The sequence below is a fragment of the Novosphingobium sp. CCH12-A3 genome (assembly GCF_001556015.1).
Taxonomy (GTDB): Bacteria; Pseudomonadota; Alphaproteobacteria; order Sphingomonadales; family Sphingomonadaceae; genus Novosphingobium; species Novosphingobium subterraneum.
The window spans coordinates 1-23971 of record NZ_LSIA01000138.1; the positions used below are offsets into that span (position 1 = coordinate 1).

The 23971-nt window shown below is 61.4% G+C and carries 32 protein-coding genes; 11 read left to right on the plus strand and 21 right to left on the minus strand.

Annotated features, from left to right (window positions below):
* The 4 genes from AX703_RS10935 to AX703_RS10950 all read left to right on the plus strand — a co-directional run.
* Window positions 1-639, plus strand: a 639-nt coding sequence (locus AX703_RS10935; protein ID WP_062344000.1) for a UPF0149 family protein, incomplete at its 5' end; no start/stop codon positions are given.
* Window positions 640-737: 98 nt separating this feature from the next.
* Window positions 738-1106, plus strand: a complete 369-nt coding sequence (locus tag AX703_RS10940; RefSeq protein WP_062344003.1) for a transposase — start codon at window positions 738-740, stop codon at window positions 1104-1106.
* Window positions 1103-1444 (plus strand): IS66 family insertion sequence element accessory protein TnpB, encoded by a 342-nt coding sequence (tnpB, locus tag AX703_RS10945; protein WP_062344005.1) that lies wholly within the window; start codon window positions 1103-1105, stop codon window positions 1442-1444. The genes AX703_RS10940 and tnpB (AX703_RS10945) overlap by 4 nt, the downstream gene beginning before the upstream one ends.
* Window positions 1445-1503: 59 nt before the next feature.
* Entirely contained in the window at window positions 1504-3147 is a 1644-nt protein-coding gene (locus tag AX703_RS10950; RefSeq protein WP_062344007.1) for an IS66 family transposase, read from the plus strand.
* A gap of 773 nt (window positions 3148-3920) precedes the next feature.
* Here the strand turns inward: AX703_RS10950 and AX703_RS27905 are convergent.
* Genes AX703_RS27905 through AX703_RS10965 form a run of 3 tightly spaced genes read right to left on the minus strand, consistent with a single transcriptional unit; the run spans window position 3921 to window position 5478 of the window.
* Window positions 3921-4184 carry a cytochrome C oxidase subunit IV family protein gene (locus tag AX703_RS27905; protein WP_062344009.1) on the minus strand — a complete coding sequence of 88 codons (264 nt, stop codon included), beginning with the start codon at window positions 4182-4184 and terminating at the stop codon, window positions 3921-3923.
* The gene (locus AX703_RS10960; protein WP_062344012.1) at window positions 4181-4783 is read right to left on the minus strand and encodes a cytochrome c oxidase subunit 3; all 603 of its coding nucleotides are present in this window, start codon (window positions 4781-4783) and stop codon (window positions 4181-4183) included. The genes AX703_RS27905 and AX703_RS10960 overlap by 4 nt, the downstream gene beginning before the upstream one ends.
* Entirely contained in the window at window positions 4780-5478 is a 699-nt protein-coding gene (locus AX703_RS10965) for a hypothetical protein (RefSeq protein ID WP_062344013.1), read from the minus strand. The genes AX703_RS10960 and AX703_RS10965 overlap by 4 nt, the downstream gene beginning before the upstream one ends.
* A gap of 374 nt (window positions 5479-5852) precedes the next feature.
* Here AX703_RS10965 and AX703_RS10970 point away from each other — a divergent pair, with 374 nt between their 5' ends.
* From AX703_RS10970 to AX703_RS10990, 6 genes are all read left to right on the plus strand, one after another.
* Window positions 5853-6185 carry a metal-dependent hydrolase gene (locus AX703_RS10970; protein WP_062344015.1) on the plus strand — a complete coding sequence of 111 codons (333 nt, stop codon included), beginning with the start codon at window positions 5853-5855 and terminating at the stop codon, window positions 6183-6185.
* A gap of 49 nt (window positions 6186-6234) precedes the next feature.
* The gene (locus AX703_RS10975) at window positions 6235-6669 is read left to right on the plus strand and encodes a transposase (RefSeq protein ID WP_062344017.1); all 435 of its coding nucleotides are present in this window, start codon (window positions 6235-6237) and stop codon (window positions 6667-6669) included.
* A 26-nt stretch (window positions 6670-6695) separates the two neighbouring features.
* Complete coding sequence (gene tnpB, locus AX703_RS10980) at window positions 6696-7022, plus strand: IS66 family insertion sequence element accessory protein TnpB (RefSeq protein WP_197423679.1); 327 nt, start codon at window positions 6696-6698, stop codon at window positions 7020-7022.
* 31 nt (window positions 7023-7053) lie between these two features.
* Window positions 7054-8592 carry an IS66 family transposase gene (locus tag AX703_RS10985; protein WP_062344020.1) on the plus strand — a complete coding sequence of 513 codons (1539 nt, stop codon included), beginning with the start codon at window positions 7054-7056 and terminating at the stop codon, window positions 8590-8592.
* A gap of 126 nt (window positions 8593-8718) precedes the next feature.
* Window positions 8719-8901, plus strand: a complete 183-nt coding sequence (locus AX703_RS28880; protein ID WP_369821012.1) for a metal-dependent hydrolase — start codon at window positions 8719-8721, stop codon at window positions 8899-8901.
* The gene (locus tag AX703_RS10990) at window positions 8901-9146 is read left to right on the plus strand and encodes a hypothetical protein (RefSeq protein WP_062344022.1); all 246 of its coding nucleotides are present in this window, start codon (window positions 8901-8903) and stop codon (window positions 9144-9146) included. Before AX703_RS28880 ends, AX703_RS10990 begins: the two co-directional genes overlap by 1 nt.
* Before the next feature lie 3 nt (window positions 9147-9149).
* Here the strand turns inward: AX703_RS10990 and AX703_RS10995 are convergent, their stop codons facing one another.
* The 18 genes from AX703_RS10995 to AX703_RS11070 form a co-directional block, all read right to left on the minus strand.
* The gene (locus tag AX703_RS10995; protein ID WP_062344024.1) at window positions 9150-9908 is read right to left on the minus strand and encodes an SDR family NAD(P)-dependent oxidoreductase; all 759 of its coding nucleotides are present in this window, start codon (window positions 9906-9908) and stop codon (window positions 9150-9152) included.
* A complete protein-coding gene (locus tag AX703_RS11000) occupies window positions 9905-10756 on the minus strand; it encodes an alpha/beta fold hydrolase (protein WP_062344026.1) in 852 nt (283 codons plus the stop codon). The genes AX703_RS10995 and AX703_RS11000 overlap by 4 nt, the downstream gene beginning before the upstream one ends.
* Window positions 10757-10772: 16 nt before the next feature.
* Entirely contained in the window at window positions 10773-11333 is a 561-nt protein-coding gene (locus tag AX703_RS11005) for a VOC family protein (RefSeq protein ID WP_231735493.1), read from the minus strand.
* A 14-nt stretch (window positions 11334-11347) separates the two neighbouring features.
* On the minus strand, window positions 11348-11743 hold the full coding sequence (locus tag AX703_RS11010) for a MaoC/PaaZ C-terminal domain-containing protein (RefSeq protein WP_062344029.1): 396 nt from the start codon (window positions 11741-11743) through the stop codon (window positions 11348-11350).
* Window positions 11740-12198, minus strand: a complete 459-nt coding sequence (locus AX703_RS11015; RefSeq protein WP_062344030.1) for a hypothetical protein — start codon at window positions 12196-12198, stop codon at window positions 11740-11742. Before AX703_RS11015 ends, AX703_RS11010 begins: the two co-directional genes overlap by 4 nt.
* Window positions 12198-13361 carry an acyl-CoA dehydrogenase family protein gene (locus tag AX703_RS11020; protein WP_062344032.1) on the minus strand — a complete coding sequence of 388 codons (1164 nt, stop codon included), beginning with the start codon at window positions 13359-13361 and terminating at the stop codon, window positions 12198-12200. The genes AX703_RS11015 and AX703_RS11020 overlap by 1 nt, the downstream gene beginning before the upstream one ends.
* Before the next feature lie 113 nt (window positions 13362-13474).
* Window positions 13475-13774, minus strand: a complete 300-nt coding sequence (locus AX703_RS28650; RefSeq protein ID WP_255355048.1) for a cytochrome P450 — start codon at window positions 13772-13774, stop codon at window positions 13475-13477.
* On the minus strand, window positions 13752-14099 hold the full coding sequence (locus AX703_RS28655; protein ID WP_255355049.1) for a cytochrome P450: 348 nt from the start codon (window positions 14097-14099) through the stop codon (window positions 13752-13754). The genes AX703_RS28650 and AX703_RS28655 overlap by 23 nt, the downstream gene beginning before the upstream one ends.
* Window positions 14047-14232, minus strand: a complete 186-nt coding sequence (locus AX703_RS28320) for a cytochrome P450 (RefSeq protein WP_231735502.1) — start codon at window positions 14230-14232, stop codon at window positions 14047-14049. The genes AX703_RS28655 and AX703_RS28320 overlap by 53 nt, the downstream gene beginning before the upstream one ends.
* Window positions 14233-14283: 51 nt before the next feature.
* Window positions 14284-15342, minus strand: a complete 1059-nt coding sequence (locus AX703_RS11030; RefSeq protein ID WP_231735494.1) for a class I SAM-dependent methyltransferase — start codon at window positions 15340-15342, stop codon at window positions 14284-14286.
* A complete protein-coding gene (locus tag AX703_RS11035) occupies window positions 15339-15764 on the minus strand; it encodes a nuclear transport factor 2 family protein (RefSeq protein WP_062344036.1) in 426 nt (141 codons plus the stop codon). Before AX703_RS11035 ends, AX703_RS11030 begins: the two co-directional genes overlap by 4 nt.
* Before the next feature lie 15 nt (window positions 15765-15779).
* The gene (locus AX703_RS11040; protein ID WP_062344038.1) at window positions 15780-16568 is read right to left on the minus strand and encodes an NAD(P)-dependent oxidoreductase; all 789 of its coding nucleotides are present in this window, start codon (window positions 16566-16568) and stop codon (window positions 15780-15782) included.
* A gap of 95 nt (window positions 16569-16663) precedes the next feature.
* On the minus strand, window positions 16664-17203 hold the full coding sequence (locus AX703_RS11045; RefSeq protein WP_062344040.1) for a VOC family protein: 540 nt from the start codon (window positions 17201-17203) through the stop codon (window positions 16664-16666).
* Window positions 17204-17227: 24 nt separating this feature from the next.
* The gene (locus AX703_RS11050) at window positions 17228-18493 is read right to left on the minus strand and encodes a hypothetical protein (protein WP_062344042.1); all 1266 of its coding nucleotides are present in this window, start codon (window positions 18491-18493) and stop codon (window positions 17228-17230) included.
* A complete protein-coding gene (locus AX703_RS11055; RefSeq protein ID WP_062344044.1) occupies window positions 18490-19266 on the minus strand; it encodes an SDR family NAD(P)-dependent oxidoreductase in 777 nt (258 codons plus the stop codon). Before AX703_RS11055 ends, AX703_RS11050 begins: the two co-directional genes overlap by 4 nt.
* A gap of 5 nt (window positions 19267-19271) precedes the next feature.
* Window positions 19272-20480 carry a sulfotransferase gene (locus AX703_RS11060; RefSeq protein ID WP_062344045.1) on the minus strand — a complete coding sequence of 403 codons (1209 nt, stop codon included), beginning with the start codon at window positions 20478-20480 and terminating at the stop codon, window positions 19272-19274.
* Between the two features lie 104 nt (window positions 20481-20584).
* Window positions 20585-21664 carry a TIGR03857 family LLM class F420-dependent oxidoreductase gene (locus AX703_RS11065; protein WP_062344157.1) on the minus strand — a complete coding sequence of 360 codons (1080 nt, stop codon included), beginning with the start codon at window positions 21662-21664 and terminating at the stop codon, window positions 20585-20587.
* 98 nt (window positions 21665-21762) lie between these two features.
* On the minus strand, window positions 21763-22161 hold the full coding sequence (locus AX703_RS11070; protein WP_197423680.1) for a nuclear transport factor 2 family protein: 399 nt from the start codon (window positions 22159-22161) through the stop codon (window positions 21763-21765).
* A 151-nt stretch (window positions 22162-22312) separates the two neighbouring features.
* On the opposite strand from AX703_RS11070, the gene AX703_RS11075 reads away from it, so the two are divergent.
* Window positions 22313-23971: an FAD-dependent oxidoreductase gene (locus AX703_RS11075; protein ID WP_062344049.1), complete on the plus strand. Its 1659-nt coding sequence runs from the start codon at window positions 22313-22315 to the stop codon at window positions 23969-23971.

The window sequence follows — 23971 nt, forward strand, 5'->3', positions numbered from 1 at the left end:
ATGACTACCGCAACACCGCACCCCGCCATCCCACTGCCGCTGGTCCGCGACCCCGGCCTCCTGCCGCCGCTCGAAATGGACGGCTACCTCACCGGCGTGCTGGTCACGCCGCACCTGGAAACCGCGCAGTGGGTCATGGGTCTGTGGCGAGAACGGTCTGCGGTCGATCCTGCCCGGATCGAGCAGGGCCTTGTTACGGTCCTGGCCCATCGCAAGGCTATCGAGGCAAGCTTCGCCAAAGGTTGGCCAGGCTTCTCCCCCGCCTTCTGCGAGCCGGGTCAGAAGCCAGACCACGGCAAGGTCAGGACTTGGGTCAGGGGCTTCTGGAGCGCCATGAAGCTGGCGCCGGATTACTGGTCAGCCATCGCCGAGGACGAACGAACCGCCACATTCGTTGCCCTGTTCACCGGCTTCATGGACATCGGCGAGCCGTTCGATGAACGCGACGACGCCAACGCAATCCGCGACGAGCACGCCGCACTCATACCCCGCGCGCTAGTCGGAATGCGCAAGCTCGCGCTCATGCGCGAGGATAAGAAACTCGCGCTCCGCGCCATGCAGACCGCCAAAACAGGTCGCAACGAGCAATGCCCCTGTGGCTCGGGCAAGAAGTACAAACGGTGCTGCGCTGCGGCCTGACGCCCCGCGTCAACGCCGTCTTCCGTCGGCGCTTACTTGCCGGGTGGGCGTGTGAGCGGTCTTAAGCGTGCTCTTGTGAGTGCGCTTAGGAGCGGTGGATGGGTCAGATCACTGTGTTTTCGGGGCCGGAGCGGCGTCGACGGTGGAGCGATGAAGAGCGGCTCCAGATTTTGGCGGAAGCGTTTTCGCCTGGTGCATGTGTAGCCGATGTGTGCCGGCGCCATGATATCTCGACCTCGCTGATCTACACGTGGCGCGGCAAGTTGCGCGAGGTTCACGCAGACGCAGAGTGTAGTTCGACGAACGGGCCGGGATTTGCCGAGGCCGTGATGCTCGAAGGCGACGGGGAGCGTCACTCCCATATGGCTCCGGCCATTGTCGTTGATCTGGGGCGCGGCAAGCAGGTGAGCATTTTTGCCGCAGCATCACCGGAACAGGTGACTGCGGCGCTGAAGGCGCTGCGGTGATCCCAACTGGCGCGCGGGTGTGGATCGCGATGGGGCACACCGATATGAGGAAGGGGATGCAGGGCCTTGCTCTGATGGTGCAGCAGGGATTGAAGCGCGATCCCCACGGCGGTGATCTGTTCGTCTTTCGAGGGCGTGTCGGATCACTGGTCAAGATAATCTGGCACGACGGGATCGGCATGTCGCTTTACGCCAAGCGGCTCGAGAAGGGCCGGTTTGTATGGCCCTCGGCGAAGGACGGGATGGTGTCTCTGACGAGCTCTCAGCTGGCTTGCCTGCTGGAGGGGATCGACTGGCGCAACCCGCAGTATTCCTGGCGGCCGGCCAGCGCGGGATAATCGGTTTCATTGGCCATTTTGGCCTTGCGGCAAGGGGCGGATGCTGATTCACTCAGTCCATGGAAGCCGCCGTTTCGCCCCTTCCAGACGACGTTGAAGCGCTCAAGGCGCTGCTTTCGGCAGCGACCCGGCGGGCGGACGAAGCGGAGGCGAAGCTTGCCAACGCCCATGCCCGCGAGAGTGCCACCGAAGCGGTCATCGCCCACCTCAAGCTGCAGATCGCCAAGCTCCGGCGCGAGCAGTTTGGCGCCAGCGCCGAGCGCACCCGCCGCCTGCTCGAGCAGATGGAGCTGCAGCTCGAAGACCTCGAAGCCGACGCTGCCGAAGACGACCTGGCGGCCGAAGCGGCTGCGACGAAGGCGACGAGTGTCACCGCGTTCGAGCGCAGGAAGCCGGCACGCAAGCCATTCCCCGATCATCTGCCCCGCGAACGTGTCGTCATCCCGGCGCCATGCTCGTGCCCGGCCTGCGGTAGCAGCCGCCTGTCCAAGCTGGGCGAGGATGTAACCGAGACGCTCGAGGTGATCCCGCGGGCATGGAAGGTCATCCAGACAGTGCGCGAGAAGTTCTCGTGCCGAGACTGCGAGAAGATCACTCAACCCCCGGCACCGTTCCACGTCGTGCCGCGCGGATGGGCTGGCCCCAGCTTCCTCGCAATGCTGCTGTTCGAGAAGTACGGGCAGCACCAGCCCCTCAACCGCCAGGCGGAACGGTTTGCCCGCGAGGGCGTACCGCTCAGCACCTCGACGCTGGCCGATCAGGTCGGGGCCGCCGCCTTTGCGCTGATGCCGCTTTACCGGTTGATCGAAGCGCATGCGCTGGCTGCCGAGCGTCTGCACGGCGACGATACGACCGTGCCGGTCCTGGCCAAGGGCAAGACTGACACTGCAAGGTTGTGGGTCTACGTGCGCGATGATCGCCCCTTCGCCGGCGCCGATCCGCCAGCAGCGCTGTTCCACTACTCACGCGACAGGCGTGGCGAGCATCCACGAACACACCTCGCATCATGGTCAGGGATCCTGCAGGCCGACGCCTATGGCGGTTATGGCGAGCTCTACGCTGCAGGCCGCCAGCCCGGCCCCGTGCTCGAAGCTGGCTGCTTCGCCCACGCGAGGCGCAAGTTCTTCGAGCTGGCCGATGTCGCGGCCGTGGCACGCAGGAAGAGCCGCAATGAGCGTGCAGGCATGATCTATCCGATCGCGCTGGAGGCCGTGCAGCGGCTCGATGCGCTGTTCGACATCGAACGCGACTTGGGTGGCAAGAGTGCGGCCGAGCGGCTCGCTGTTCGCCAGGAACTGAGCGCGCCACTCATCGCCGAGCTTCACGTCTGGCTGACCAACCAGTTCGCCAAGCTGTCCCGTAATCATGATCTCGCCAAGGCCATAAACTACATGCTGCGCCGCTGGGATGCGTTCACGCGGTTCCTCGACGATGGTCGGATCTGCATCACCAACAACGCCGCAGAACGGGCTCTGCGCTGCGTTCCTCTTGGCCGAAAGGCTTGGCTGTTCTGCGGGTCCGATCGCGGCGGCCAACGAGCGGCCATCCTCTACACGCTCATCCAAACCGCGCGGCTCAACGATGTCGATCCGCAGGCCTGGTTGGCCGATATCCTTGCTCGTATCGCCGACCATCCCGCCAATCGGCTCGACGAACTTCTGCCATGGAATTGGCAGGCTCAGCGCACCGCCATCGCTGCCTGATCACACTACGCCGCGGCCTTCGCCGGATGGCTACCTCGATCACAAGCGAGACGCGCCTGCAGCCAGTGGGAAGGTCCGAGGGACGACGCAAACACCGGCTTTGTACGCGCCGACAGGGTCGCGCACAGTCCGGGCAAAACGTCATCGCGCGTCGCGCGCGCAGTAATATCTGGAGATGCTCTCCAACGGTATGAACCGATACGACCGCAAAACCCTCCGGCGCAAGGTCCGCGCGCTGAAATCGACCATGCTTAGCTGATCCCCTCGATTGAAGGACCAAACTCTATCACGCCACCGGCAAAAGTGAGTGAGAGCCAAATCTCAGTGGAAATTACGGCCGCTCCCGGCTCACCTCTCATTGGAATCAACACCTTGCCGCCAAAAACCTCGTAAATGGTCGACGTGGAACAGTGGGCAAGCTGCGCTATTTCATATACTCAAACATCTTCAAAGCGACGATGTGAAAATTCATCCCCGGCGGACGCTGCGACACGCTCCAAGCTCGGCGTCTTCTTAGCAGTCATTACCGCCTCCTGAATCCCCCCCTCTCATAAACTGTCAACGCGCCGCGACACGCTTCTATTCGAAGCAAAGACTTACCCGTGCGAATTGGCATGTTTCATAGAGCTTGCTTTATGGTGCCCTCTGCGCGCCTACCGATAGATAGGAACACGTAGCAGCCAGATCGTTGGCCGAGCCCAACGGAGTGATGGCGTCAGTGTCTGCTATGACCGTGGCGCCCGCTCAACCTTCGATCAAGGCAGAGCCACCTTTTATGCATCAGGTGGACTGAAAAGCAGGAAGATGATCGCCAAGCTAACGATAAGAACCCAGGCAACAAAAAGGGATCGCATGACCAAAGGCGCCCGCCCGAGTTCCATGAATTCCCAACCGACGATGAAGGCCTTCAACAATGCGATCGAGACCACGATGGCGCCCGCAACCTCTGAACCGAAGACAGAGGTTTCGAACGACAGCACGGTAACTCCGACCAAGAGCAACCAAACGAAAGATATCCGCTTCGAAAACCAGGTCATGCGGTACCTCCGTGTCTCAGGAGATAAAGCAGGGCAAACAGCATCACCCACAGCAAGTCCACCAGATGCCAGAACACAGCGCTGCCTTCGAGAACGGCAAAGGAGCCTGTCCACGCGCCGCTGGAATCGCATTGCATTGCCAGCCATGTAAGCACACCCAGTCCGATCAGGACATGCAGCAGGTGAATGCCGGTGTACATGAAGTAGAACGTGAAGAAGCTGCTGCTGTTGAGCGTGTCGCCTGCGGCGATGTGGCCGCTCCATTCAACAATCTTCACGCCAACGAATGCAACGCCAAGCGCGAGGGCGGCGATGATCAGCCGCCTGCACATGTGCGAACAGTTTCTTGCCGCATGCACAGCGTGGGCGATTGCACAGGAACTGCTCAACAGAAGAATGGTGTTGAGTAACCCCAGTCCACGCCCTAACTTTTCCTGAGCCATGCCCATGGTCTCGGCTTCGGTTACAACGCTGTAGGCATACGTTATGAAAAGAATGCCGAATACAGCGAGATCGCCGAAGACCAGCACCCAGAGCCCCGGCTCTCCTGGCACATGGCCCCGCTTCGTGCCGGGGGCAAGTTCTGTCTTGGTCGTCATTGCGTGTCCATGATGGCGTTCCGCTTGATCGCTGCAAGCAGGGTGAACTGGGTGGCGGTTATCCACACACCGAAGACGACTGCGGGAATCCAAAACGCCGCGATCCCGTTCCAGGCGAACGGCCCGACCTTGAACAGGCCGACGACTGCGCCAGGAGCGCTGAGAATTCCGACCCAGATGTTAAGGTATCCGTACCAGCGAGGCAGGATCGGGCGCGCACGCTTGTCCTGAAGAATGACGGCTCCGGTCGCCAGATACTGCGTGGTGCCGGGAATTGCCGGGATGACCAGCAGAAACATCCCAAGATCCGCCCACATGCGAACGGCTTCGACTGACGCGTCAGGTCGGAATGCAGCCATCGTAAACGCCAATCCGCATAAGAAAACTGTGAACTGCCCAAATGTGAAAACTAGCCCCGTCACAATGGTCCACATTGCCAATTCGCCCTCGATTTTCCTGAGGAACAGGAGGATCACGGTGATGAACGGCCAGACGATTGACGCTGCGGTCATCAACAGGATTCCGCCGACCAAGAATCCGGTACGGTTTTCGGCCACGTGCTGTGCCACAGCATCTGCAGTCAGCATCGGGCTGTAAGGCGGGAAAATATGCATCAGAGGCCACATCGCGATGAAGAACAGTGTCCCCATTAGCGGCCCGGCGAACACGCCTAACTTCAATGCTCCCTGTTTCATTGGCCGTCTCCCAGTCTGCGATAGCTAGCGGACCTTGCCCAATTGTCGGTCAGTGCAAACATATCTCAAGACAGGGTCGGACGAAGTTGCAGCCTTTCAGGTTCATAGTTGGGCCTTAACTGGAAAAATATTCCCTTGATCATGCATACTATAGAAGCACCTATCGGCATTGGACGAAGCCCACATCATCCGGCGCAGTCCCTTTCGAGCGTCATCATTTCCGCAGGAGTTCAGACTTTATGCCGTGCGAGCGGATTTCGTAACGCACCATCAAGTGCGATTGAATTCCATGCACGGTCTATGTGCATTGTTGACCACGCGGCCTATGCCGGGGAAAGCAGTGCACAAGAAGATCAGCAAGGCAAGGATGCAGGATGAGGGCCCGGTTCCCGCAGTTCGATTTTTCGAACCTGCGCGCTCATTGGGCGCCCAATGTTGAATTTGCCCAGCGCGCCAACGCCGCATCGCTGATCCTGCCTATATCTAGCCTATCTTCTGAAGGTGATGATACAGGCAAGAAGAAGATCGACCCGGCCAAAGCAGGCCTGCATCGCGATCTGGATATCTTCATCAAGCAGGAAATGCAGCGCTGGCGTCAGCATATGGCGTTCAACAGGCGGATGCACGATCTCGGCTATGAATTGCTTAAGCCAATCGAAGCCGAGTTTGAAGGTAAGCGTCGCCCTGACCCCACCTTGCGAGCCTGAAGCCGAGCGCCGAGTCTCCGCGCCCTGATTGGGTGGAGGCGCTGGTGCTATGACGATGCCATGTGATGATGCTGGCACTAGCCGGGTAACGCGCTTCGAGGTGTTCACGGGCGTGGGGCGGCGGCGGGATTGGCCGCCGCATGTGAAGGCGTCGATTGTGGCCGAGAGCTTCTCCGGGCAGGAGATCGTCTGCTCGGTCGCGCGGCGCCATGGCATGAGCCCATCGCAACTGTTCACCTGGCGCCGACAGCTCCGCAAGCAGATGGAGAGCCAGGGCGCAGTCGTGCCGGCATTCGTTCCCGCCGTGGTCGATACTGGTTCGGCAGCCGAGCCTGCGCCTCCGATCCAGCGGCCGAAGAAAGGGCGGCGCTTGAAGGCGAGTGCAGTGGAACTGGAGATCGACGGCGTGGCGGTGAAGATCAGCCGCGGCGCCGATGCCGTGGTGATTGCTGCGGTGATCGAAGCGCTCCGAGCCACCCGATGATTGGACCCGGCGCAGGTGCAAAGGTCATGGTTGCCACACGCCCTGTCGATTTTCGCAAAGGGCCAGACGCATTGGCGGCGCTGGTCGGCACCGAGTACGGCGGCGATCCCTATTCCGGCGTCATTTACGTGTTCCGGGCCAAGCGCAGCGACCGGATCAAGCTCGTCTGGTGGGATGGCACCGGGCTGTGCCTGATGGCCAAGAAGCTTGAGTCCGGCGGGTTCAAGTGGCCGGGCATCCAGGACGGTGTGATGCGGTTGACGGCGGCGCAATTGGGCGCCTTACTCGAAGGTCTGGACTGGCGCCGGGTGCATGGCGGACGCCGCCCGATTGCCCCGCAGATTGCCGGTTGATGGGGGTTCCGCCTGCTGATTCACTGCTTCCATGCTCATGGAAGCGGACCTGCCAGAAGACGTCGAAGCGCTCCGTGCGTTCGCCCTCGAGCAGTCCCGCAAGCTGGCCGATGTGATGGTCGCCAAGGGCGAGGCCGACGCAGAGATTGAGCGGCTTCAGTCGATAATTGATGCGTTCATGCGGCACCGGTTCGGCCGCAAGTCCGAGCAGCTAGATCCCGGCCAACTCGAGCTCTGCCTGGAAGATATCGAGACGGCGCTTGGCAAGGCCCGCGCCGCCAGCGAGGCGGTGGTCACGCAGGCCGGCGGTGAGCGGCCCCGCAAGGCCAACCGCGGCTCGCTGCCAGCCCATCTCGAACGGATCGAGCAGGTCGTCGATGTCGAGGACAAGGCTTGCCCCTGCTGCGGCAGCGCGCTCCACCAGATCGGTGAGGACGTTGCCGAGCGTCTCGACGTCGTGCCCACCACCTTCCGCGTGCTGGTCACGCGCCGCCCGCGCTACGGCTGCCGTTCGTGCGAGGGCGCGATCCTCCAGGCACCGGCCCCGGCGCGGATCGTCGAGGGCGGGATCCCCACCGAGGCGCTGATCGCGCAGGTCCTGGTTGCCAAGTACGCGGATCACTTGCCGCTCTACCGCCAAGCCCAGATTTACGCGCGGCAAGGCATCCAGCTCGACAGGTCTACACTGGCGGACTGGGTTGGTCGGGCAGCCTGGTACCTGCGTCCCTTGCGCGATCACATCCTCGCGCGATTGCGACGATCCGGGCGCCTGTTCGCCGACGAGACCACTGCGCCGGTGCTCGATCCCGGGCGCGGGCGAACGAAGACGGGCCAGCTCTGGGCCTATGCCCGCGACGATCGACCATGGGGCGGCAAAGATCCGCCGATGGTGGCCTATGTCTATGCCGCCGATCGCAAGGGCGAACGGGCCGAGGCTCATCTTGGTGACTTCGCCGGCATCCTGCAGGTCGATGGCTTTGGCGGCTATGCCGCCCTAGCCAGACGCCGGCAGCAGGTGAGCCTGGCCTTCTGCTGGTCGCACGTGCGGCGTAAATTCTACGAGCTGGCAGACAGCTCCCCGGTCGCCACCGAGGTGCTGCGTCGGATTGCCATGCTCTACGCGATCGAGGACCAGGTTCGCGGCACCTCGGCAGAACAGCGCCGTGCCGTGCGCGCCGAACAGGCCCGGGTCATCATCGATGACCTGCACGTCTACCTTGAGGCGCGGCTCCGTCAGGTCAGCGCCAAGAGCAAGCTAGCCGATGCCATCCGCTACGCGCTCACTCGCTGGGCCGGGCTGTCGCTGTTCCTCGACGACGGCCGCGTCGAGCTGGATTCCAACACCGTCGAGCGGTCGATCCGGCCGTTGGCCCTCAATCGCAAGAACGCCCTGTTCAAAGGCTCCGACGAGGGTGGCGACAACTGGGCGGTGATCGCCACGCTCATCGAGAACTGCAAGATCTCGGGCATCAACCCGCATGCCTGGCTGACCGACACCCTCACAAAGCTAGCATGCGGTCATCCAGCGAACGCCGTCGGCGAACTCATGCCCTGGACCGCCGTGGCCTGAGCACAGCGCTTACGTTTGAAGCGACCTTCGCCCGGTTCTTCGCCACAAAACCTGCCATACAGCGAAGGCTTCGAATGGCTCAGCGCTACTGCCTGCGTGCTCTACTTCGAGGACTAAAACGAACTGCTGGAGAATGCAGACCCCGAGCCGACTAACATGTGGCGCTGGCATCTGGCAGAGGAATTGGAACACCGCTCTGTCTGCTCGGATGTTTACCACGAGTTGAGCGGATTGAACCCGGTGTTTCCTACTTTTACCGCCTTTACGGTTATTTCAATACGATTGTGCACCTCGGTCGGTTCCAGTTAATGGTATCGAAGAAGTTGCTCGACCATGATCGCGCCACCATGTCGCCTGACGAAGTGAAGCAGTCGCACGCGCGCGACAAGGCTGCCCGCAAGCTCATGGGCCGCCATTTCATCAGCAATTTCCTGAAGATATGCTCGCCGTTCTATGATACAGCCAAGCGCCGTGAGCCGAGGGGCGACCGCGCATTCCTGACCAAATTCGAAGCGCGTTACGTTCGCGGTGCAGTGGCTGAGATGGCCGCCTGAGTATTATAGGCTAAAACCGCCGTCGACTATCAGCGTCTGCCCGGTAATGTAGCGTGCACGGTCCGACGCGAGGAACACGGCTGCCTCGGCAATTTCTTGCGCCGAACCGAAGCGGCGCAGCGCGATGCGCTGGCGCTGCGCATTCCAGACTTCGGGCGAGTAAAGATCCACGAGAAACTGCGCCCCCAGACCGGCATCAATGATTCCCGGTGCAACTGCATTGGCGCGGATGCCCGCCCTGCCCTCTTCCTTGGCCACCGCGCGACACAGGGATTCAATAGCAGCCTTGGGAACGGAAGATAGTGCATCCCCTGGTGGATAAGTGTAGTTCGCAACTGACGAGATTGCCGTAATAGAGCCCCCCCCATTGGCGCGCAGTACCGGAATTGCTGCTGAAACCAAGCGGGTAAACCCGAGCAGTTCCACCTCTATCACCTGCCGCCACTGCGCCTCTGATATAGTGCTAACAAACGGCTGCTCGATCGCCACGCCGCCCGCAAACACGATAGCGCCCAACGGCATATCAGTCGTATTCGCGGCATCGATGGCAGCTGTAACGCTTGCTGCAACATTAAGGTCACAGTGTATGGAAACGCTGTGGCCACCAAGATCAGCGGCGATGTCTTCCGCTGCACTGCGACCGGAACGGTAGCCTACCGCCACGCGGCCCCATTCATCAGGAAGCGCGCGGCAGATTGCAGCGCCAAGACCTCCCGTACCGCCAACGACCAACGCCGTGCGAGATACTCCGAGCCCGCTCATGGCAGCGGACTGTAAAGTGCGAGGTAATCGAGCAGTGTCTCCGCGAAGACGTCGTTGCGGTCGCCCGTGATCATATGACCTACTCCCTTGGCAAGGACCACCTCCAACTGCGGTGTCAGTTTGCGGAACAGCGCCTCCCCTTCATCCGTGACGATGGTGGAATGTTCGGCGCGGACCAGCACAACCGGGTCGGTGATCCTCGCAGCAGCATGCTCCAGCGCAAGGCTTTCGGACGGCGGGTTGAGAAACTCGGGCGACACTGTCAGTGGATCCCATTGCCAGTAGAGCCGTCCATCGAGGCCCCGGCGCATGGTCTTTTCAAGACCAGACACGTCGCTCTTGCGCTGAAGTCCAAGATGCTCTGCCAGAGTATCGGCCGCGGCATCGACCGTCGCAAAGCCAGCAGCGCTGGCGGCGAAGAAATCGCGGAAGTCGTCCACGCCTTCGTCGCGCAGAAGCGGCGCTACGTCGGCAAGCATTACCAGCGCGACTCTGCCCGGACGGCGCGATGCGCCGACCAGTGCAGATTGCCCCCCGCGCGATGCGCCGACCAGAACCACCGGTCTGTCGAACGTATCGATCAAAGCCGCGACATCACGGCCGAAAGCATCAAGCAGGTAGTCCCCGTCGGCTGCCCAGTCGCTGGCACCGTGTCCGCGAAGGTCCACCGTATAGGTGCGATAGCCGGCTGCGGCGATGTTGCTCGCCGCGCCGCGCCACGCCCGACGGCTTTGCCCACCGCCATGGAAAAACACCACCGGCGGACCTTCCGGAGAGCCATAAGCATCCGCCCGGAGGGTAAGGCCATCGCCGGGAAGTTCGACTACGGCCCGCGCCGGTGCATTCATGGCAAAGTTCGCGGCATTATTCGGCGGCCGTTGCAAGCGGCGGTGCGATCTCGGCAAAAATCGGATGCTCTCCCGGCCCCTTGTAAGCAAACTTGTTGGGGGCATGGTGCCACTTGCCGTCATTGCGGCTTTCATAGGGGCTGGCAACCTCAATCAGGCAGCCATGCGTGCTCTTGGCACCGACCCAGCTCCACTTCTGCCAGGTCATGTCCGGATCGTTATAGGTTGCGCCCTCGCCCGGAAGGTCCAGACCTTCGGCACGCAGCTTCTCCATGGCGCCCGGGACGTCGTCGGTGGCGAAGCACAAGTGGTGGACATGCTCACCCACCTTGTCGAGACGGCGACCCATCGGGGTGCCGGGCGCAGGCTGGATGAACTGGATCTCGGTGCCGTGATCGTTGACGAACGTCGCCCACTTCATGCCGGCGTCGTCACCGCTCGAAAATTCGTCATACTTGACGATACGCTGGTCGAGCTGCGCTGGGTCAAGCACACGCAAAATCTTGGTCCAGTCCACGATGGCCTTGTCAAGATCGCGCACGACCATGCAAACGTGGGCAAAAGGTCCGCTCGGCATTGTCTTGTCTCCTGTTAAGCGTTGAGCCGAATAGTCGCGGTTCCGGCATTCACGGTTCCACGGCCTTCGATATCCAAACTGAATTCGCATTCAATGCGATTGCCATCAACTGCCGTGATCCTGCCGCTGGCAACAGCCTTGTCGCCACCATAGACATTATCGAGGAAACGCGAATCCATCGCCTCGATCGTGCCGCCTGGAAAAGCTGCCATCAACATGTTCATCATGTAGGCCACGTTGATGGGCCCTTGGTTGATCACGCGGTCGCCCAGGCCCTTGGCCTTGACCACTTCCACGTCCAGGTGGATCGGGTTTGGATCGGCCAGGAACACGGCCCAATCCTTCATCGCTTCAGCGCTCACGCAGGGGATCGTGAACGGGGCGATGGCGTCGCCGATGGCGTAGCTCATGCGAGTTCCTTTCGCGGAAGCACCCAGACGTTGTCGGTTTCCAGAATGGCATCGCCACCATCGGCCGGGTGCAGCCGCAGACGGTAAGTCAGTACGTCCATCACACCCAGCTTGCGGCTCTTCTTCCGAACAAGGCTGAGGATCTCGCCACTGACCTTATAGGGCTGACCGACCACGATGGGCGCAGCAAAGCGCACGCCGGACGAACCCATCATCGGGCCGTCCTCGACATCGAATTCGCAGGTTTCGCAAACGCCCGCCACGGTCTTGCCCATCGCGACTTGCGTGGCGACATAGTACCAAATCGGGTGTGCGGTGCCATCGGTGGCGGGCGATACCCCCACCGAACGGCAAAGCCGCTCATTTTCCTCGGCCGAAACGGTGAAGACCTTCGTCCCGTCGAGCGACGTGCCGGCAACTTCGGGTGCGGGCGGAAGTTCTGCTTCTTCGCTCATCAGTACGACCTCGGCAGGCCGAAGCTTTCGGCAATGGAGTTGCGGACCATCTCGTTCGAGATTGGCGTCATGCGCAGGATGCGGTGATCGCGCCAGTAGCGCTGCATGTCGGTTTCAGCGGAATAGCCCATGCCGCCCATGATCTGGATACCAAGATCGGCGGCCTTGACCGCATTCTCCGTCGCAACCATCTTAAGCATGTTGGCTTCGATGCCGCATGGCTTGCCCTCGGACTGCAGCTGCGCAACATAATACAGCAGGAGTTCGGTCGTCTTCTGCCAGGTCGCAATGTCGGCAACGTAGTGTTGCAGGATCTGGAATCGTCCGATGATCCCGCCGAATGCAGTGCGCTGCTTCATGTAGGCGACTGCGTCCTCAAGAACACCGTCGATCGCACCAAGGCATTGCGCGCCAACCATGATACGCTCGTTGTTGAGCGTCGGCAGCATCGCGTACCATGCCTGCCCCGGCGTGCCCAGCACATCCTCATCGGGCACGAACACGTCTTCGTAATGCACTTCGCACGATCCCATCGCGCGCATGCCCAGTTTCGGCAACAGCGACGAGGTGATACCGGGCGATTTGGCATCGACGAAGAACATTGTGAGGCCGTGGTGCTTCTTTTCCACATTGGCATCGGTGCGGGCGAGCACCAGCAGCCGATCTGCGGCCTTGGCCGCGGTCGTCCACATCTTTGCGCCGTCGAGCTTCCAGCCGCCGTCGACTTTCTCAGCATGCGTCTTCATCGCACCGAGTACGTCGGTCCCGCCATCAGGCTCGGTCATCGAAAGCGAAACGCGCAAATCGCCCGATGCCATCGCTGGCAGCCAACGCTGCTTCTGCTCTTCGCTGCCAACTGCCGTGATCGTCTTTGCCCCGCCGAATGACGTCAGCCCCCAAGTCCACAGCAATCCACCAGCGGTGCGCGCAAACTCGCGAGCGAAGATCATCTGCATGACGACGTCGCCACCAAGGCCGCCCCACTCCTCGGGAATACCAATCCCGAAGAAGCCTTGCTCCTTCAGCTTGTCCCACAAGGCATAGGGGTAGTTTTCTTCGTCGGCTTCAAGCTTGCGCATCCAGTCCTTCGGACACTCGGCTTCTACCCAGCGGTGTACAACGTCCTTGAATGCCTGCTGTTCTTCAGAAAGCGAAAAATCCATGGTTCTGCTTATGCTCCTGCTCGCGCACTGTGTCAGACATGGCGGCGTGATTGCAACCTATCGTATGGCAGGCGCAGGGGTACCCTTCAGGACAGTGCCGCTCCTGCCCCAATTCAGCTTGCAGGCGCCCAAACCAGCGGCAGGGCGACCGGCTGGATCATCCCCATGTGGCAGGTCACCGTATGGCCGGGCTGCAATGCGAAGGGAGGAATCCGCGCAAGGAACTGTTCCATCGCGATCCGCAGTTCGCGCCGTGCAAGATGCATGCCCACGCAGGTGTGGATCCCGAAACCGAAACCGACATGTCGCGGGCGGCGGGTGAAATCGACCTCGCCGGGATTGTCAAGCTCCGCAGGATCGCGCCCTGCCAGCGTGGTGGACATCGCTACCTTATCGCCGGGTTTGATCGTCACGCCACGGATCGTTGTTTCTTTCTTGCAGGTGCGAAAGGTGGTGACCGCCCCGTAACCGCATCAGCTCATCGATTGCATGCGGTATCGCGGTCGGGTCGGCACGCAACGCATCCTGATCTTGCGGATGCGTTGCCAGATGCCAGAACTGCAGGCCCATGTTGGTTGATACGGTGTCCAATCCGCCGATGAACAGATTGAACATGAAGCCGATCAGTTCGTCATGCGTCAGCGGACCGCCATCAATCTGTCCTGAGACATCAAAACTGATCAGATCATTGCGCGGATTGGCGCGGCGGTCCTTGATTTCGGAAGGAGAGATAAGCAACGACCTTGCGCGTGGCTTCGGCAATCTTCGACAGGTCGTGGTTATGGAGGAGGTTCATCTCCCAATCCATGAAATCAGCCATGCGATCGGGAACGTGATCAGGAATCAAAGGTTCCGGAAAGCCAAATCCCATCTTGCGGTTTCCCAATTTATTCAAGTTGTTGGAACGCCCCGCGCGATAGAGTCAGTCGGCAGCTTCGACCACCACGATCACGTTGTAGGAGCGGTTCTGTTGCGGATCGGCGGCGATGCGGGCGGCAAGGCGTGCAGTCACAGCGTCGAGCACCTGCGCGTGATCACGCCCGGCGTCGAGCGATGCGGCAAAGCTGGGACCATTGGCCGCGCGCATCATGTTCGCCCATGTCTGCCCGAGTTGCACGGCATCGCCGCTTTGCTGGTACAGCTCGAAGAAAGGGTCGGGCGTTGGCATCGTGGCGACATCAACCAGCTTCAGTCCGCTAACCCGGCCATCGCGGAAAGGCGCTTCGATCTGAGCGACGGAGCGCCCAGCTGAAGGCGCGCTGATCCGTGCCAGCTCGGCATGCGTCACAAGGCCGGAGTTGGCGACATCGACCCAGCTTTGCCAGAACGCGCCCGCCATCCATTCAAAACCGTGGCTGTCCTTGCCCCGTCCCATGAACTGGCAGATCAACTTTCCGCCGCGCCGCAATTCGTGTGATCGGGCGACAAGGAAGTTGGTCCAGTCTTCATCAAGCTGTGCATCGACCGCATCGCGCACGGCGGGATCAGCGCTGAAAACGCCCCAGCCATGATCGGGTACCGTGCAAGGATTGCGGCTCATCCAGTGCAGCGCGTTTGAACTCCATCCCAGATCGACACTGCCACGAGGCAGAACCCGGCCATAATGCGAACGGCCAATTGCGACCGGATAGACTTCAGGTCTGCCCAAAAGATAGCTGATGGGATCTTCATCCAGCAGCGTGAACAGCGAAGCGAAATCGTTCGACGGCAGATCGATATGGCTGACTACGACCGGCTTGTCCGGTCCTGTCCGTGCGCGCACGGCGTCAATCGCGGCAGCCATCGGTGCCATCGAATTGCGCCCTTGAGACGCGCCGTAGTCCGCTATGCCAATGGCCGCGCCATCAACCGCAACCTCGCCTGCTGCCACAACCAGCAGCGGTAGTGCCGAACCAAGATTTGCCGCCTGCAAGGACGAATGGCGGTTGTAAAAACCGCCACCCTGCATCGGTGCTGTGGCTGGGGGTGCCTTAGCGCTCAAGAGACGGCTTCCATCGGTCCGAAAACACGCTCGGTTTCGCGTAGATCGAGGTATTCACGCACGCCGACAACACGGTCATCGCGCACGACAAACAGATGGTGGTAGTGGTTGCGGTAGATGCGGCCATCATCGAATTCGAAGTTGCCGCGCGATTCCACCGCGACGCGCTCACCCTCCGCCGTCGTGGCGACAATCGCGGTCTGTGCCACTTTGGCCATTCCCAACATCCCCTGCAGCTGGGTGATGAGCGTTTCGAGATCCAGCGTGCCGACGCCCGATACATACCAGTCGACATCGGGAGACAGGATCGACCGGATGGTGTCCACGTCCGCCTTGTCGAGCGCCTCCATCAGACGGATCGCAATCGCGCGATTGCGATCTGCAAGCGCCATCGCATCCTGCGTTTCGGCACTGGTGGTCATGGCATTCTCTCCTGCTTACTTGGCGAGATAGGTCGCGGTCGCTGCGGTCAAGGCCGGGATTTCCGCGCCTGCGGACTGGCCTGCATTGATCGCCGCGCCCACGTCCTTGACCATGTAGCGGCGCGTGGTTTCAAGCATCGCAGCCCAGTGTTCTCCCGCGAACCACGGCAGAACATCGCTGGCCCCGCTACAGTCCAGCAAGGCAGTCGCGGTGGACGCCCGGTCGAGCCCAAGGCTTTCGGCCAGATTCATGGCATCCGATGCAAGTTGCAGATGCCCTGCGAACAGGATGTTGTTGACCAGTTTGATCGCCCGGCCGGCACCACTTCCACCAACATGGAAAATTGCGCGGGCGAATGTATCGAACACCGGGCGCGCGCGCTCTATCGCGTTAGCATCACCTCCGACCAGCAAGGTCAGCTTGCCCGAAGCCATTTCCGACTGCTTCCGGCTGAAGCACGTGTCGAGGATGGCAATGCCTGCAGGCGCATTGGCGGCAATGCCTTGGATCGATTCGATGCCGCCAGTTGTAAATACCGCCACAATCGCACCCGGTTTGAGAAGGTCGATCACGCCCTCAGGTCCGCTCAGCACATCCGCGACCTGATCGTCGGAGTACACGGCAAGGCACACGAGGTCGGCATCTTTCGCAGCTTCGCGGGGTGAGCCGACGAGTGTCAGGCCCTGTGCATCTGCGGCATCTGGAGCGTTGACATCGAACGCACGCACCTCATGACCGCCAGCTGCGACCGTTTTAGCTGTCGGAAGGCCCATCTGCCCCAAACCAATCCATGCAACCTTCATCGTCGATCCTCTCGGGAGGCCACCTGCAGACCTTCGGATCATGGATTGCGCCATGTGGTCAGGCACAGCCCCTATCGAACGTCAGGGAGCAGCGTTCAGGCAAATTGGGCCAGCCGGTCGAGCCCGCGGACGGGATCGCTCACACCGTCCCACGCCAGATGCGCGCGGTGCATACGCGCCAGCGATTCCTCCATCGCCGGGGATAGCTCCATCAGCTCGATAAACGCGCCATCAGCGGCCTGTGTATCGAACAGGCAAAACCGTTCGCCCGAAGGCATCTGCCCGCTGAACGCCACAGCATGACCCCTCGCCGAAAGCCGCGCGAAGTTGTCATCATAAGGCCCGCGCAGCATCACATGATGGTACCCCTGCCCTGCCGTCTCCAGCATTTCCTTGAACACGGAAGCGCCGTCGTTGGTCTGTTGCAGCAGTTCGATCAGCAATCCGCCCGAAAACCCGAATGCCACTTTCATCGATACTTCGGTGGGTGCACCACGATAGATCTGCCCTGGGAGTACAGGGACGTCGAACACGAAAAACGGCCCTGCGCCGATGGTCTTGGTCCAGTGTTCCAGCGCCAGTTCCAGATCGGCGACGACCTGACAAAGTTCGAGAACGGAGCCGCTGGGTTGCATCGGTCGAAGGCCTTGTTGTGAGATTCAGGGACGCCAGTCGGCGGCACGGGTGCGGGTGCCGTGGTCACGCGCACGTTTCATCAGTTGTGCTCGCCGTCCGGCAATGTCGATGCGTGGCACCGATGCGGGTACGACTGTATCCACATCGGCAAGGTCGAATTCCTGCACCGTGCGGATGAATGTCGCAGGATCGGCGGAGGGCGGCACGCCTTGCCAGCGAACCAGCATCCAGCCGTCGGCCAGGTTTGTCGTATCGATCCAGTTGGCTAGACCCGGATCGACTGCGCTCAGCACGTAGCTTTGCGTACCATCCGGGCTGGCGGCCACTTGTGAGCTGTTGAGGCTGACCAGACGCACCATAGGATCGGGCGAGATCGTCCAGGGATCGGCAATCTGGAAGCCGGAATAATAGCTCCCTGCCGGATCGATGGTCACCAGCAGGGCTTTGCCGTCAGCGAGTGCAAAGCGCCCGCCCGCTAGATAGCCCCAGCCACCATCGCGTCCATTGGGGCCTACCAGCCGGTGCGGCTCGGGCAGGCCCAGGAAATCATCCTTGAAATGGCTCCAGAAGTGCACCCACGCTGGCAAGTCGGCGATGACTTTGGCGGCGATCTCGTCTTCGGTGCGAGGGATATGATCGGAAGGCGGATCGATCCGGCGCACGGTGACGTCTGCGGGCCTCTGGTTCCAGTCGCGCTGGCTGTCGCGCGTGTAAACCTGATGCATCTTGCCCGGCGCGGTCCGCAAATGATGTCCGCCCCTCTCGCCCGGCCCCACCGTCACCACCACCGGGTCAGTCGGCGCTGCCGGATCGCGCAAGTCCTGCAACGTGAACGCGCCAAGGTTGCGGCCAAGCCCCGCGTGGTGATCCGGCTCAACTTCCAGCACGATGCTCAGCTGAGGTGGATCGTCTGAAAAGCGGATCGTGATCTCGTAATTACCGTCGCCGTCTATCGGGATTTCACGGTTGAAGTTGTCGGGATTGTCGATAGCCACCGCCGCTCCCTGATAGACATGACCGAACCAGTTGCGCGGAGCATTGCTGATGTTCCACACCACTTTGGGATCGGCCGGATCGCCATTTGCCTCGCGCATGGCAAGGCCCAGCACCCATTGGTCCAGCGCGCGGTCCAGACCAGCAATGCCATCGACCCTGTCCGCCAACGGGTGGGCGCGCATCGCGATGCGCTCCACCTCGCGCGCGGCGCGGACATCCGGGCGTTCGATCAGGCGCAGGGCCAGCTTTTCAGCCTCTTCCTGATCGCGCGTCCACAACGGGTTCGCGCTCATGATATCGTCCCCACCCGGCCGCCTTCGGTAAAGATCGTGCTTCCAGTGGTATAGCTGGATGCATCGCTTGCCAGCAGTATTGCCGCACCGACCGCTTCGTCCGCCGCGCCGAAGCGCTTGATCGCATTGCGTTCGGCAAGACCCAGCCCGCGATGGATGTCCGCCTCCTGCCCGTCGGGGCTCATCGACCCCACGCAGAGGCAGTTGATGCGTGTATGTGGCGCTTGCGTCTTGGCCAGTTCGCGCACCAGAAACAGGAGCGCGGCCTTGCTCACTCCGTAAGCCACAGCAGGCGGAATGGGGGTAAAGCCGCCACAGCTCTGCACCGAAATCACGCTGCCCTTGCCGTGCGCCTTCATATCGGCCTCGGTCATTTCGACAAGCCGCCAGGTTGCCATGACGTTGACGTCCATCGCGGTCTGCCACACTTCGTCGGTGTTCGCCCACAAGCCGCCATCATGGGCATAGACCACGCCTGCGGCGGCGTTGTTGAACACGATATGGATTGGCCCGAAGGCGTCGTGCGCGGTATCGACCAGCTTTTGCAGATCGGCCTTGTGCGCTACATCCACAGCAACAGCGCGAGCGCGACCACCACCAAGTGCATTTATTTCCCCGGCAATGCGGTCAAGCCTGTCCTGACTGCGCGCCGAAATCACCACGTTTGCACCCAGTTCGGCATAGGCCTTGGCCACATGTTCGCCAACGCCGGGACCGACCCCGGTCAGGATTGCAGTGCGGCCCTCCAGCCGGAAACGGTCGAGTACGCTCATCGGAATCACCCTGTATTTGTGGGAAGGGGCGCCAGCAGGTGCCCGAACCGTGCGTAGTATGAGGCAAGACGCTCGCGCACCTCGTCTGGATCGATGCCGAACTGCGCGGCACTGTGCTTGTGGCGGCCCAGCCGCTTCGCTGCTGAACTCTGTGCAAGGAACTGCGTGATGCGATCCTGATGCTCGGGCGTGAACGGCAGGCCGAAGCGGTCGTAGATGCGGCGGATCGAACCCGTCGGATCGGCGACCACTTCGCTATGCCCCAAATCGATGATGCGTTCGGCAATGTCTGGCCGCGCATCGCGCGCCTTGAGGCCGCGTTCCAGCCCCTCGCTCCACGTTTCAAACACGCTACGGCCCACGGCCTTCAAATCCTTGTCCGCGCCCACGGCGGCCAGAAACGCGGCGATCATGCTCGACAGTGAAGAGAACGTCAGCACCGGATCACGGTGCGTCCACACCAGCATGGCGCCGGGATAAGCCTCGACCAGTCCTGGCAGATCGAAGAGGTGCTGTGGCGATTTCAGCGTCCACCGCCCCTGCGGCCCCTTCCACTGGAACTGCTGGAGCAGGCGCTTGTGCGTGACATACTGCCCTTCAGCCACTGTGCCGAGAAGCCACTTGGCAAAGTCGGGTACGCCCAGTTCGGCGGGAAAGTTCGTGCTGGCAAAATGCATCATCATGCCGTGGTTGCACTCACCCGGCTGTGTGCAATCCATCCGCTGAATATCGGCAAGCTGCGGCGCATGGGCCAGCCAGTTCTCATAAATGGCCTGAACCTGCGCGATGCGCGGGTCGGCATGGAACGTTGCCTTTTCCGGCGGAGGCCAGGGAATGTACCACTCCCATTCGGTCGGCGCGCGCGCCGCCGGGTCCAGGCAGAGAAGGTCATAGGTAATCGTCGTGCCGGTACGCGGCAATCCGCAGACGATCAGCGGCGATCCCACGTCTTGTGCGGCTATTTCGGGATGATTGCGGTCATCTTCCGCCATGCGCAGGCGCATTGACAGGATCTTGGTGATGTTGGCCCTTGCCGTTGCGCGCAGTTGCGGCGGCGGGTCCATCGCCTCGACCGCCTTCACAAGTTCGCGAAAGCCGGTCATGAAGCTGAGGTCGGGACCGAAATCGGTGTAGCCAGTCTGCGCCTGAGCTTCGACAATCAGCGCGTCGGGGTCCAGGGGGGCAACTGCTTCGGATTCTTGCGCCAGCGCCATCAGGTCATTCCCTATCCCGGACGCCGGTCCGCTAACGGGACCGTGCGTCATCCAAACCTTTCCCCGGTAAGCTGCGCCGCGACCTGCCGGGGGAAAGGGCAATGTCAGAAACCTTTGGCCGCCAGCGCACGCTTCAGCTCGGTGGTCAGCGGCCCCATGTCCTTCGGGCCAGCACCATGGAGCAGGATTTCGTCTGCGCCTGCGTCAAGATAGGCCATCAACTGGTCGGCGCATTGCGCGGCCGTACCCACGGCCGCGCCTTCGTCGATCCATTGCTGCGGCAGGATCTGCCCGACATCGACCAGCTCCTGGCGGGTGTAGGCCTGATCAGCGGGCTTGCCGTTGAGGCAGGCGATTTTGGGATGGGCGCGAATCTGGTCCAGCACCGACTTGTCCCATTCGTTGATCTCCACGATCAGATCGCCAAAGCCAGGCAGTTCGAAATAGGTGATGGCGCGCCCGCGCACGACAGCGTCTTCCTCTTCCTTGGGCAGATCGGGCGCGACGATGATATTGTGATATATGCGGACGGACATCGGATCGCGCCCGGCCATTTCTGCGGCATCGCGCACGATCTTCACGCTGTTGCGCACGCCCTGAGGCGATACGAACGGGTGCAGCAGCACACCGTCACAGTGTGTGCCCGCAAATTCGAGTGATTTGGGCCCGATGGCGGTGAAGATGATTGGGGGCAGCGGGCCATCGTATTTGTCGGTCAACTTCAGATGGGGGAAACTGCCCATGATGCCGTCGTATTTCACCGTCTCACCGGCCCACAGGCTTTTCATGATTGAGATGGTGTCTGCCAGACGATCCATGGTGATCGGCGCTGCGCCCATCATCTTCATGTACGCGGGCACCGCGCGGGCAAACATCACGCGGAACCGGTCGCCCGACATGGCCTGCATCAGGTTTGCCGTGCTCGCGGTGACGATCGGATGGCGCATCGTAGCATAGAACGTGCCGGTTATGCGGATCTTCGACGTAGCCTGGCTGACCGCACCCGCCAGCACGGCGGGTTCCTTGAGCGCGAAACGTTCTGAGATCCACACGCAACCAAGACCAATGCGCTCGGCCTCTATCGCCTCTTCGATCCCCCGGCGCGGATCGCTTACACGGCCCGGAAGAATATAGGTTCCGAACTTGTCGAATAGTGCCTGTGCACCGGGCTCGCTCTGGGTCATCATATCTACCTTATTGATTTCATTATGCCTGCCGGATGGCTGTGCCTGCGCCCCCTACCGTCTGACAGGTTTTGCCAGTCCCTGCCCTTCAAGGCAGGTCAGGGTGCGGTAGCCACGAGCGAGCGGATACGCCAAGCGCCCTCCACCCGGTTCAACGTAATCGCATAATCGGAAAACGTCATCGGCTTGCCCATATCGCCCCAGTCGGTCACCAGTCCATAAGCGCTCACCAGCGCGGTACCTGCCGCGTCGGCGGTATCGACGACGATATTGGTAATCTGGTGCCGCCACTTGCCGCCGCCTTGCTGGGCCACCACGGCAGGCATCGCCGCGACCTGCTCATGCCCTTCAAGCCGCATCACGCCTGCCACTTCAAAGGTGCCGTCAGGGGTGAAAAGTTCGAGCCATCCGACCGTATCAGCGTGATCGACACAGTGGCAATAGCGGGCGAACAGCTCTGCAATCGCAATCCGGTCTTCACTGGTGATGGTGGTCATCATAGCTCTCCATGTTTAATCACCCTAAACCGGATCAACATTACCCAGCAATGCCCGCCGCCTTTCTTGTGGTAGGTCATAGTCGATAAACCTCCGGTAGCGTGCGCGACGATGGAGTGGGCCTGCCAATGGCCTCGCCTGGAGGGAATGTATGAGCAACGATTGGGATGCCATTGTCATCGGATCGGGCGCTGCGGGACTCACCGCCGCCGTCACCGCCGCGCGCAAGGGACTCAAGGTTCTGGTCGTCGAGAAGACAGAAGTATTTGGCGGCACCACCGCGATTTCGGGGGGCGGCATCTGGATTCCGGGTAACCACCACCAGCTTGCGGCCGGCATTCCCGAACCGGCAGGCGCGGCGCGCAAGTACATTGGCGCGCTGGTTGGCGAAAAGCTGAACACCGCCGCGCTCGATGCCTATTTGCAGGCCGGCCCGGAAATGGTCCGTTTTCTGGAAGATCAAACCGAAGTCGTCTTCGCACTCGCCGATCATTCGCCGGATTGGCATCCCGAGATTGAAGGCGCGAGCAAGGACGGGCGCCTGCTGCGTCCGCTCGAATATCGCACGCAGAAGCTTAACGGCTATGCTGATCAATTGCGCCTGCCGCGCAGTGAATTCAACGCACCGGTCGGCTTCATGGTCGATCTGCCCGACTTGCCGCACCTGGATGCGATGAAATCATCGCCCAAGTCGATGTTCTACATGATGAAGATCGTCGGACAGTATGTGCTCGACAAGATGTTGGGCCGCAAGCGCGGCTCGCGCATCACCATGGGTAATGCGCTTGCCGCACGCCTGCTGCGCTCGGCGCATGATGCAGGTGTCACGCTGTGGCGCAACACCAGCGTCACCGGCCTGATCGGCGGGGCGGAGGGCATCACGGGCGTTCGCGTCGAACACGAAGGCAAATCGCTACAACTGACTGCGAAAAAGGGCATCGTGCTCGCCACCGGCGGCTTTTCGGCCAACGAGCAGCTGCGCCGCGCCTATATGCCCTACCCCGATCAGCACATCTCGATCATGGCCGGTTGCAACACCGGTGATGGCATGAACATGGGGCTCGAAGCGGGCGGGGTCATTGATGGCGAGAACGTCGCTAACGGGGTGTGGTCGGTCGTCTCGACCATGACCAAGCCCGATGGCACAAAGGCGATCTATGCCCACCTGATTGACATGGCCAAGCCCGGCTGCATAGCCGTCGACAAGTCGGGCAAGCGTTTCGGCAACGAAGCGTCGAACACGTTCGTCGAATATATGCACAAGGCAGGGGCAGTGCCGGCGTGGCTGGTGGCTGATTCCGCCTTCGTCAAGAAGTATGGCCTCGGCCTTTCGCTTCCTGGCGGCGGTGGGATCAAGAAGCTGGTAGCAGCAGCCTACCTGATCGAAGGCGCAACGCTTGTCGACCTCGCCAACAAGATTGGCGTCGACGCCGCAGCGCTGGTCAAGACGGCATCGGCCATGACCACCTATGGTAAGACCGGTGTTGACCCTGAATTCCAGAAGGGTGCCTCCGCGCTCGACCGCGACCTTGGCGACCCGCGCCACACCCCCAATGCCTGCCTAGGTCCGATCGAAACCGCGCCCTTCTATGCGGTCAAGATCTATCCTGGTGACGGATCGACCACGGTTGGCCTGCGCATTGATGGCGAAGCGCGCGTTCTGGACGCTTCCGGCAATGCCATTCCGGGGCTTTACGCCGCAGGTCTCGATGCCAATTCGCTCTGGCGCGGCAATGCACCGGCGCACGGTTGCAACGTCGGTCCGGCAATGACGCTGGGTTATATCGCGGCCCGCAGTCTCGCTAGCTAG

Coding starts and splice junctions, on each gene's coding strand:
- AX703_RS10940 (WP_062344003.1), top strand. CDS start 738: ATGGGTCAGATCACTGTGTTTTCGGGGCCGGAGCGGCGTCGACGGTGG.
- AX703_RS10950 (WP_062344007.1), top strand. CDS start 1,504: ATGGAAGCCGCCGTTTCGCCCCTTCCAGACGACGTTGAAGCGCTCAAG.
- AX703_RS27905 (WP_062344009.1), bottom strand. CDS start 4,184: ATGACCTGGTTTTCGAAGCGGATATCTTTCGTTTGGTTGCTCTTGGTC.
- AX703_RS10960 (WP_062344012.1), bottom strand. CDS start 4,783: ATGACGACCAAGACAGAACTTGCCCCCGGCACGAAGCGGGGCCATGTG.
- AX703_RS10965 (WP_062344013.1), bottom strand. CDS start 5,478: ATGAAACAGGGAGCATTGAAGTTAGGCGTGTTCGCCGGGCCGCTAATG.
- AX703_RS10970 (WP_062344015.1), top strand. CDS start 5,853: ATGAGGGCCCGGTTCCCGCAGTTCGATTTTTCGAACCTGCGCGCTCAT.
- AX703_RS10975 (WP_062344017.1), top strand. CDS start 6,235: ATGACGATGCCATGTGATGATGCTGGCACTAGCCGGGTAACGCGCTTC.
- tnpB (WP_197423679.1), top strand. CDS start 6,696: ATGGTTGCCACACGCCCTGTCGATTTTCGCAAAGGGCCAGACGCATTG.
- AX703_RS10985 (WP_062344020.1), top strand. CDS start 7,054: ATGCTCATGGAAGCGGACCTGCCAGAAGACGTCGAAGCGCTCCGTGCG.
- AX703_RS10990 (WP_062344022.1), top strand. CDS start 8,901: ATGGTATCGAAGAAGTTGCTCGACCATGATCGCGCCACCATGTCGCCT.
- AX703_RS10995 (WP_062344024.1), bottom strand. CDS start 9,908: ATGAGCGGGCTCGGAGTATCTCGCACGGCGTTGGTCGTTGGCGGTACG.
- AX703_RS11000 (WP_062344026.1), bottom strand. CDS start 10,756: ATGAATGCACCGGCGCGGGCCGTAGTCGAACTTCCCGGCGATGGCCTT.
- AX703_RS11005 (WP_231735493.1), bottom strand. CDS start 11,333: ATGCCGAGCGGACCTTTTGCCCACGTTTGCATGGTCGTGCGCGATCTT.
- AX703_RS11010 (WP_062344029.1), bottom strand. CDS start 11,743: ATGAGCTACGCCATCGGCGACGCCATCGCCCCGTTCACGATCCCCTGC.
- AX703_RS11015 (WP_062344030.1), bottom strand. CDS start 12,198: ATGAGCGAAGAAGCAGAACTTCCGCCCGCACCCGAAGTTGCCGGCACG.
- AX703_RS11020 (WP_062344032.1), bottom strand. CDS start 13,361: ATGGATTTTTCGCTTTCTGAAGAACAGCAGGCATTCAAGGACGTTGTA.
- AX703_RS28320 (WP_231735502.1), bottom strand. CDS start 14,232: ATGGGATTTGGCTTTCCGGAACCTTTGATTCCTGATCACGTTCCCGAT.
- AX703_RS11035 (WP_062344036.1), bottom strand. CDS start 15,764: ATGACCACCAGTGCCGAAACGCAGGATGCGATGGCGCTTGCAGATCGC.
- AX703_RS11040 (WP_062344038.1), bottom strand. CDS start 16,568: ATGAAGGTTGCATGGATTGGTTTGGGGCAGATGGGCCTTCCGACAGCT.
- AX703_RS11045 (WP_062344040.1), bottom strand. CDS start 17,203: ATGCAACCCAGCGGCTCCGTTCTCGAACTTTGTCAGGTCGTCGCCGAT.
- AX703_RS11050 (WP_062344042.1), bottom strand. CDS start 18,493: ATGAGCGCGAACCCGTTGTGGACGCGCGATCAGGAAGAGGCTGAAAAG.
- AX703_RS11055 (WP_062344044.1), bottom strand. CDS start 19,266: ATGAGCGTACTCGACCGTTTCCGGCTGGAGGGCCGCACTGCAATCCTG.
- AX703_RS11060 (WP_062344045.1), bottom strand. CDS start 20,480: ATGGCGCTGGCGCAAGAATCCGAAGCAGTTGCCCCCCTGGACCCCGAC.
- AX703_RS11065 (WP_062344157.1), bottom strand. CDS start 21,664: ATGACCCAGAGCGAGCCCGGTGCACAGGCACTATTCGACAAGTTCGGA.
- AX703_RS11070 (WP_197423680.1), bottom strand. CDS start 22,161: ATGACCACCATCACCAGTGAAGACCGGATTGCGATTGCAGAGCTGTTC.
- AX703_RS11075 (WP_062344049.1), top strand. CDS start 22,313: ATGAGCAACGATTGGGATGCCATTGTCATCGGATCGGGCGCTGCGGGA.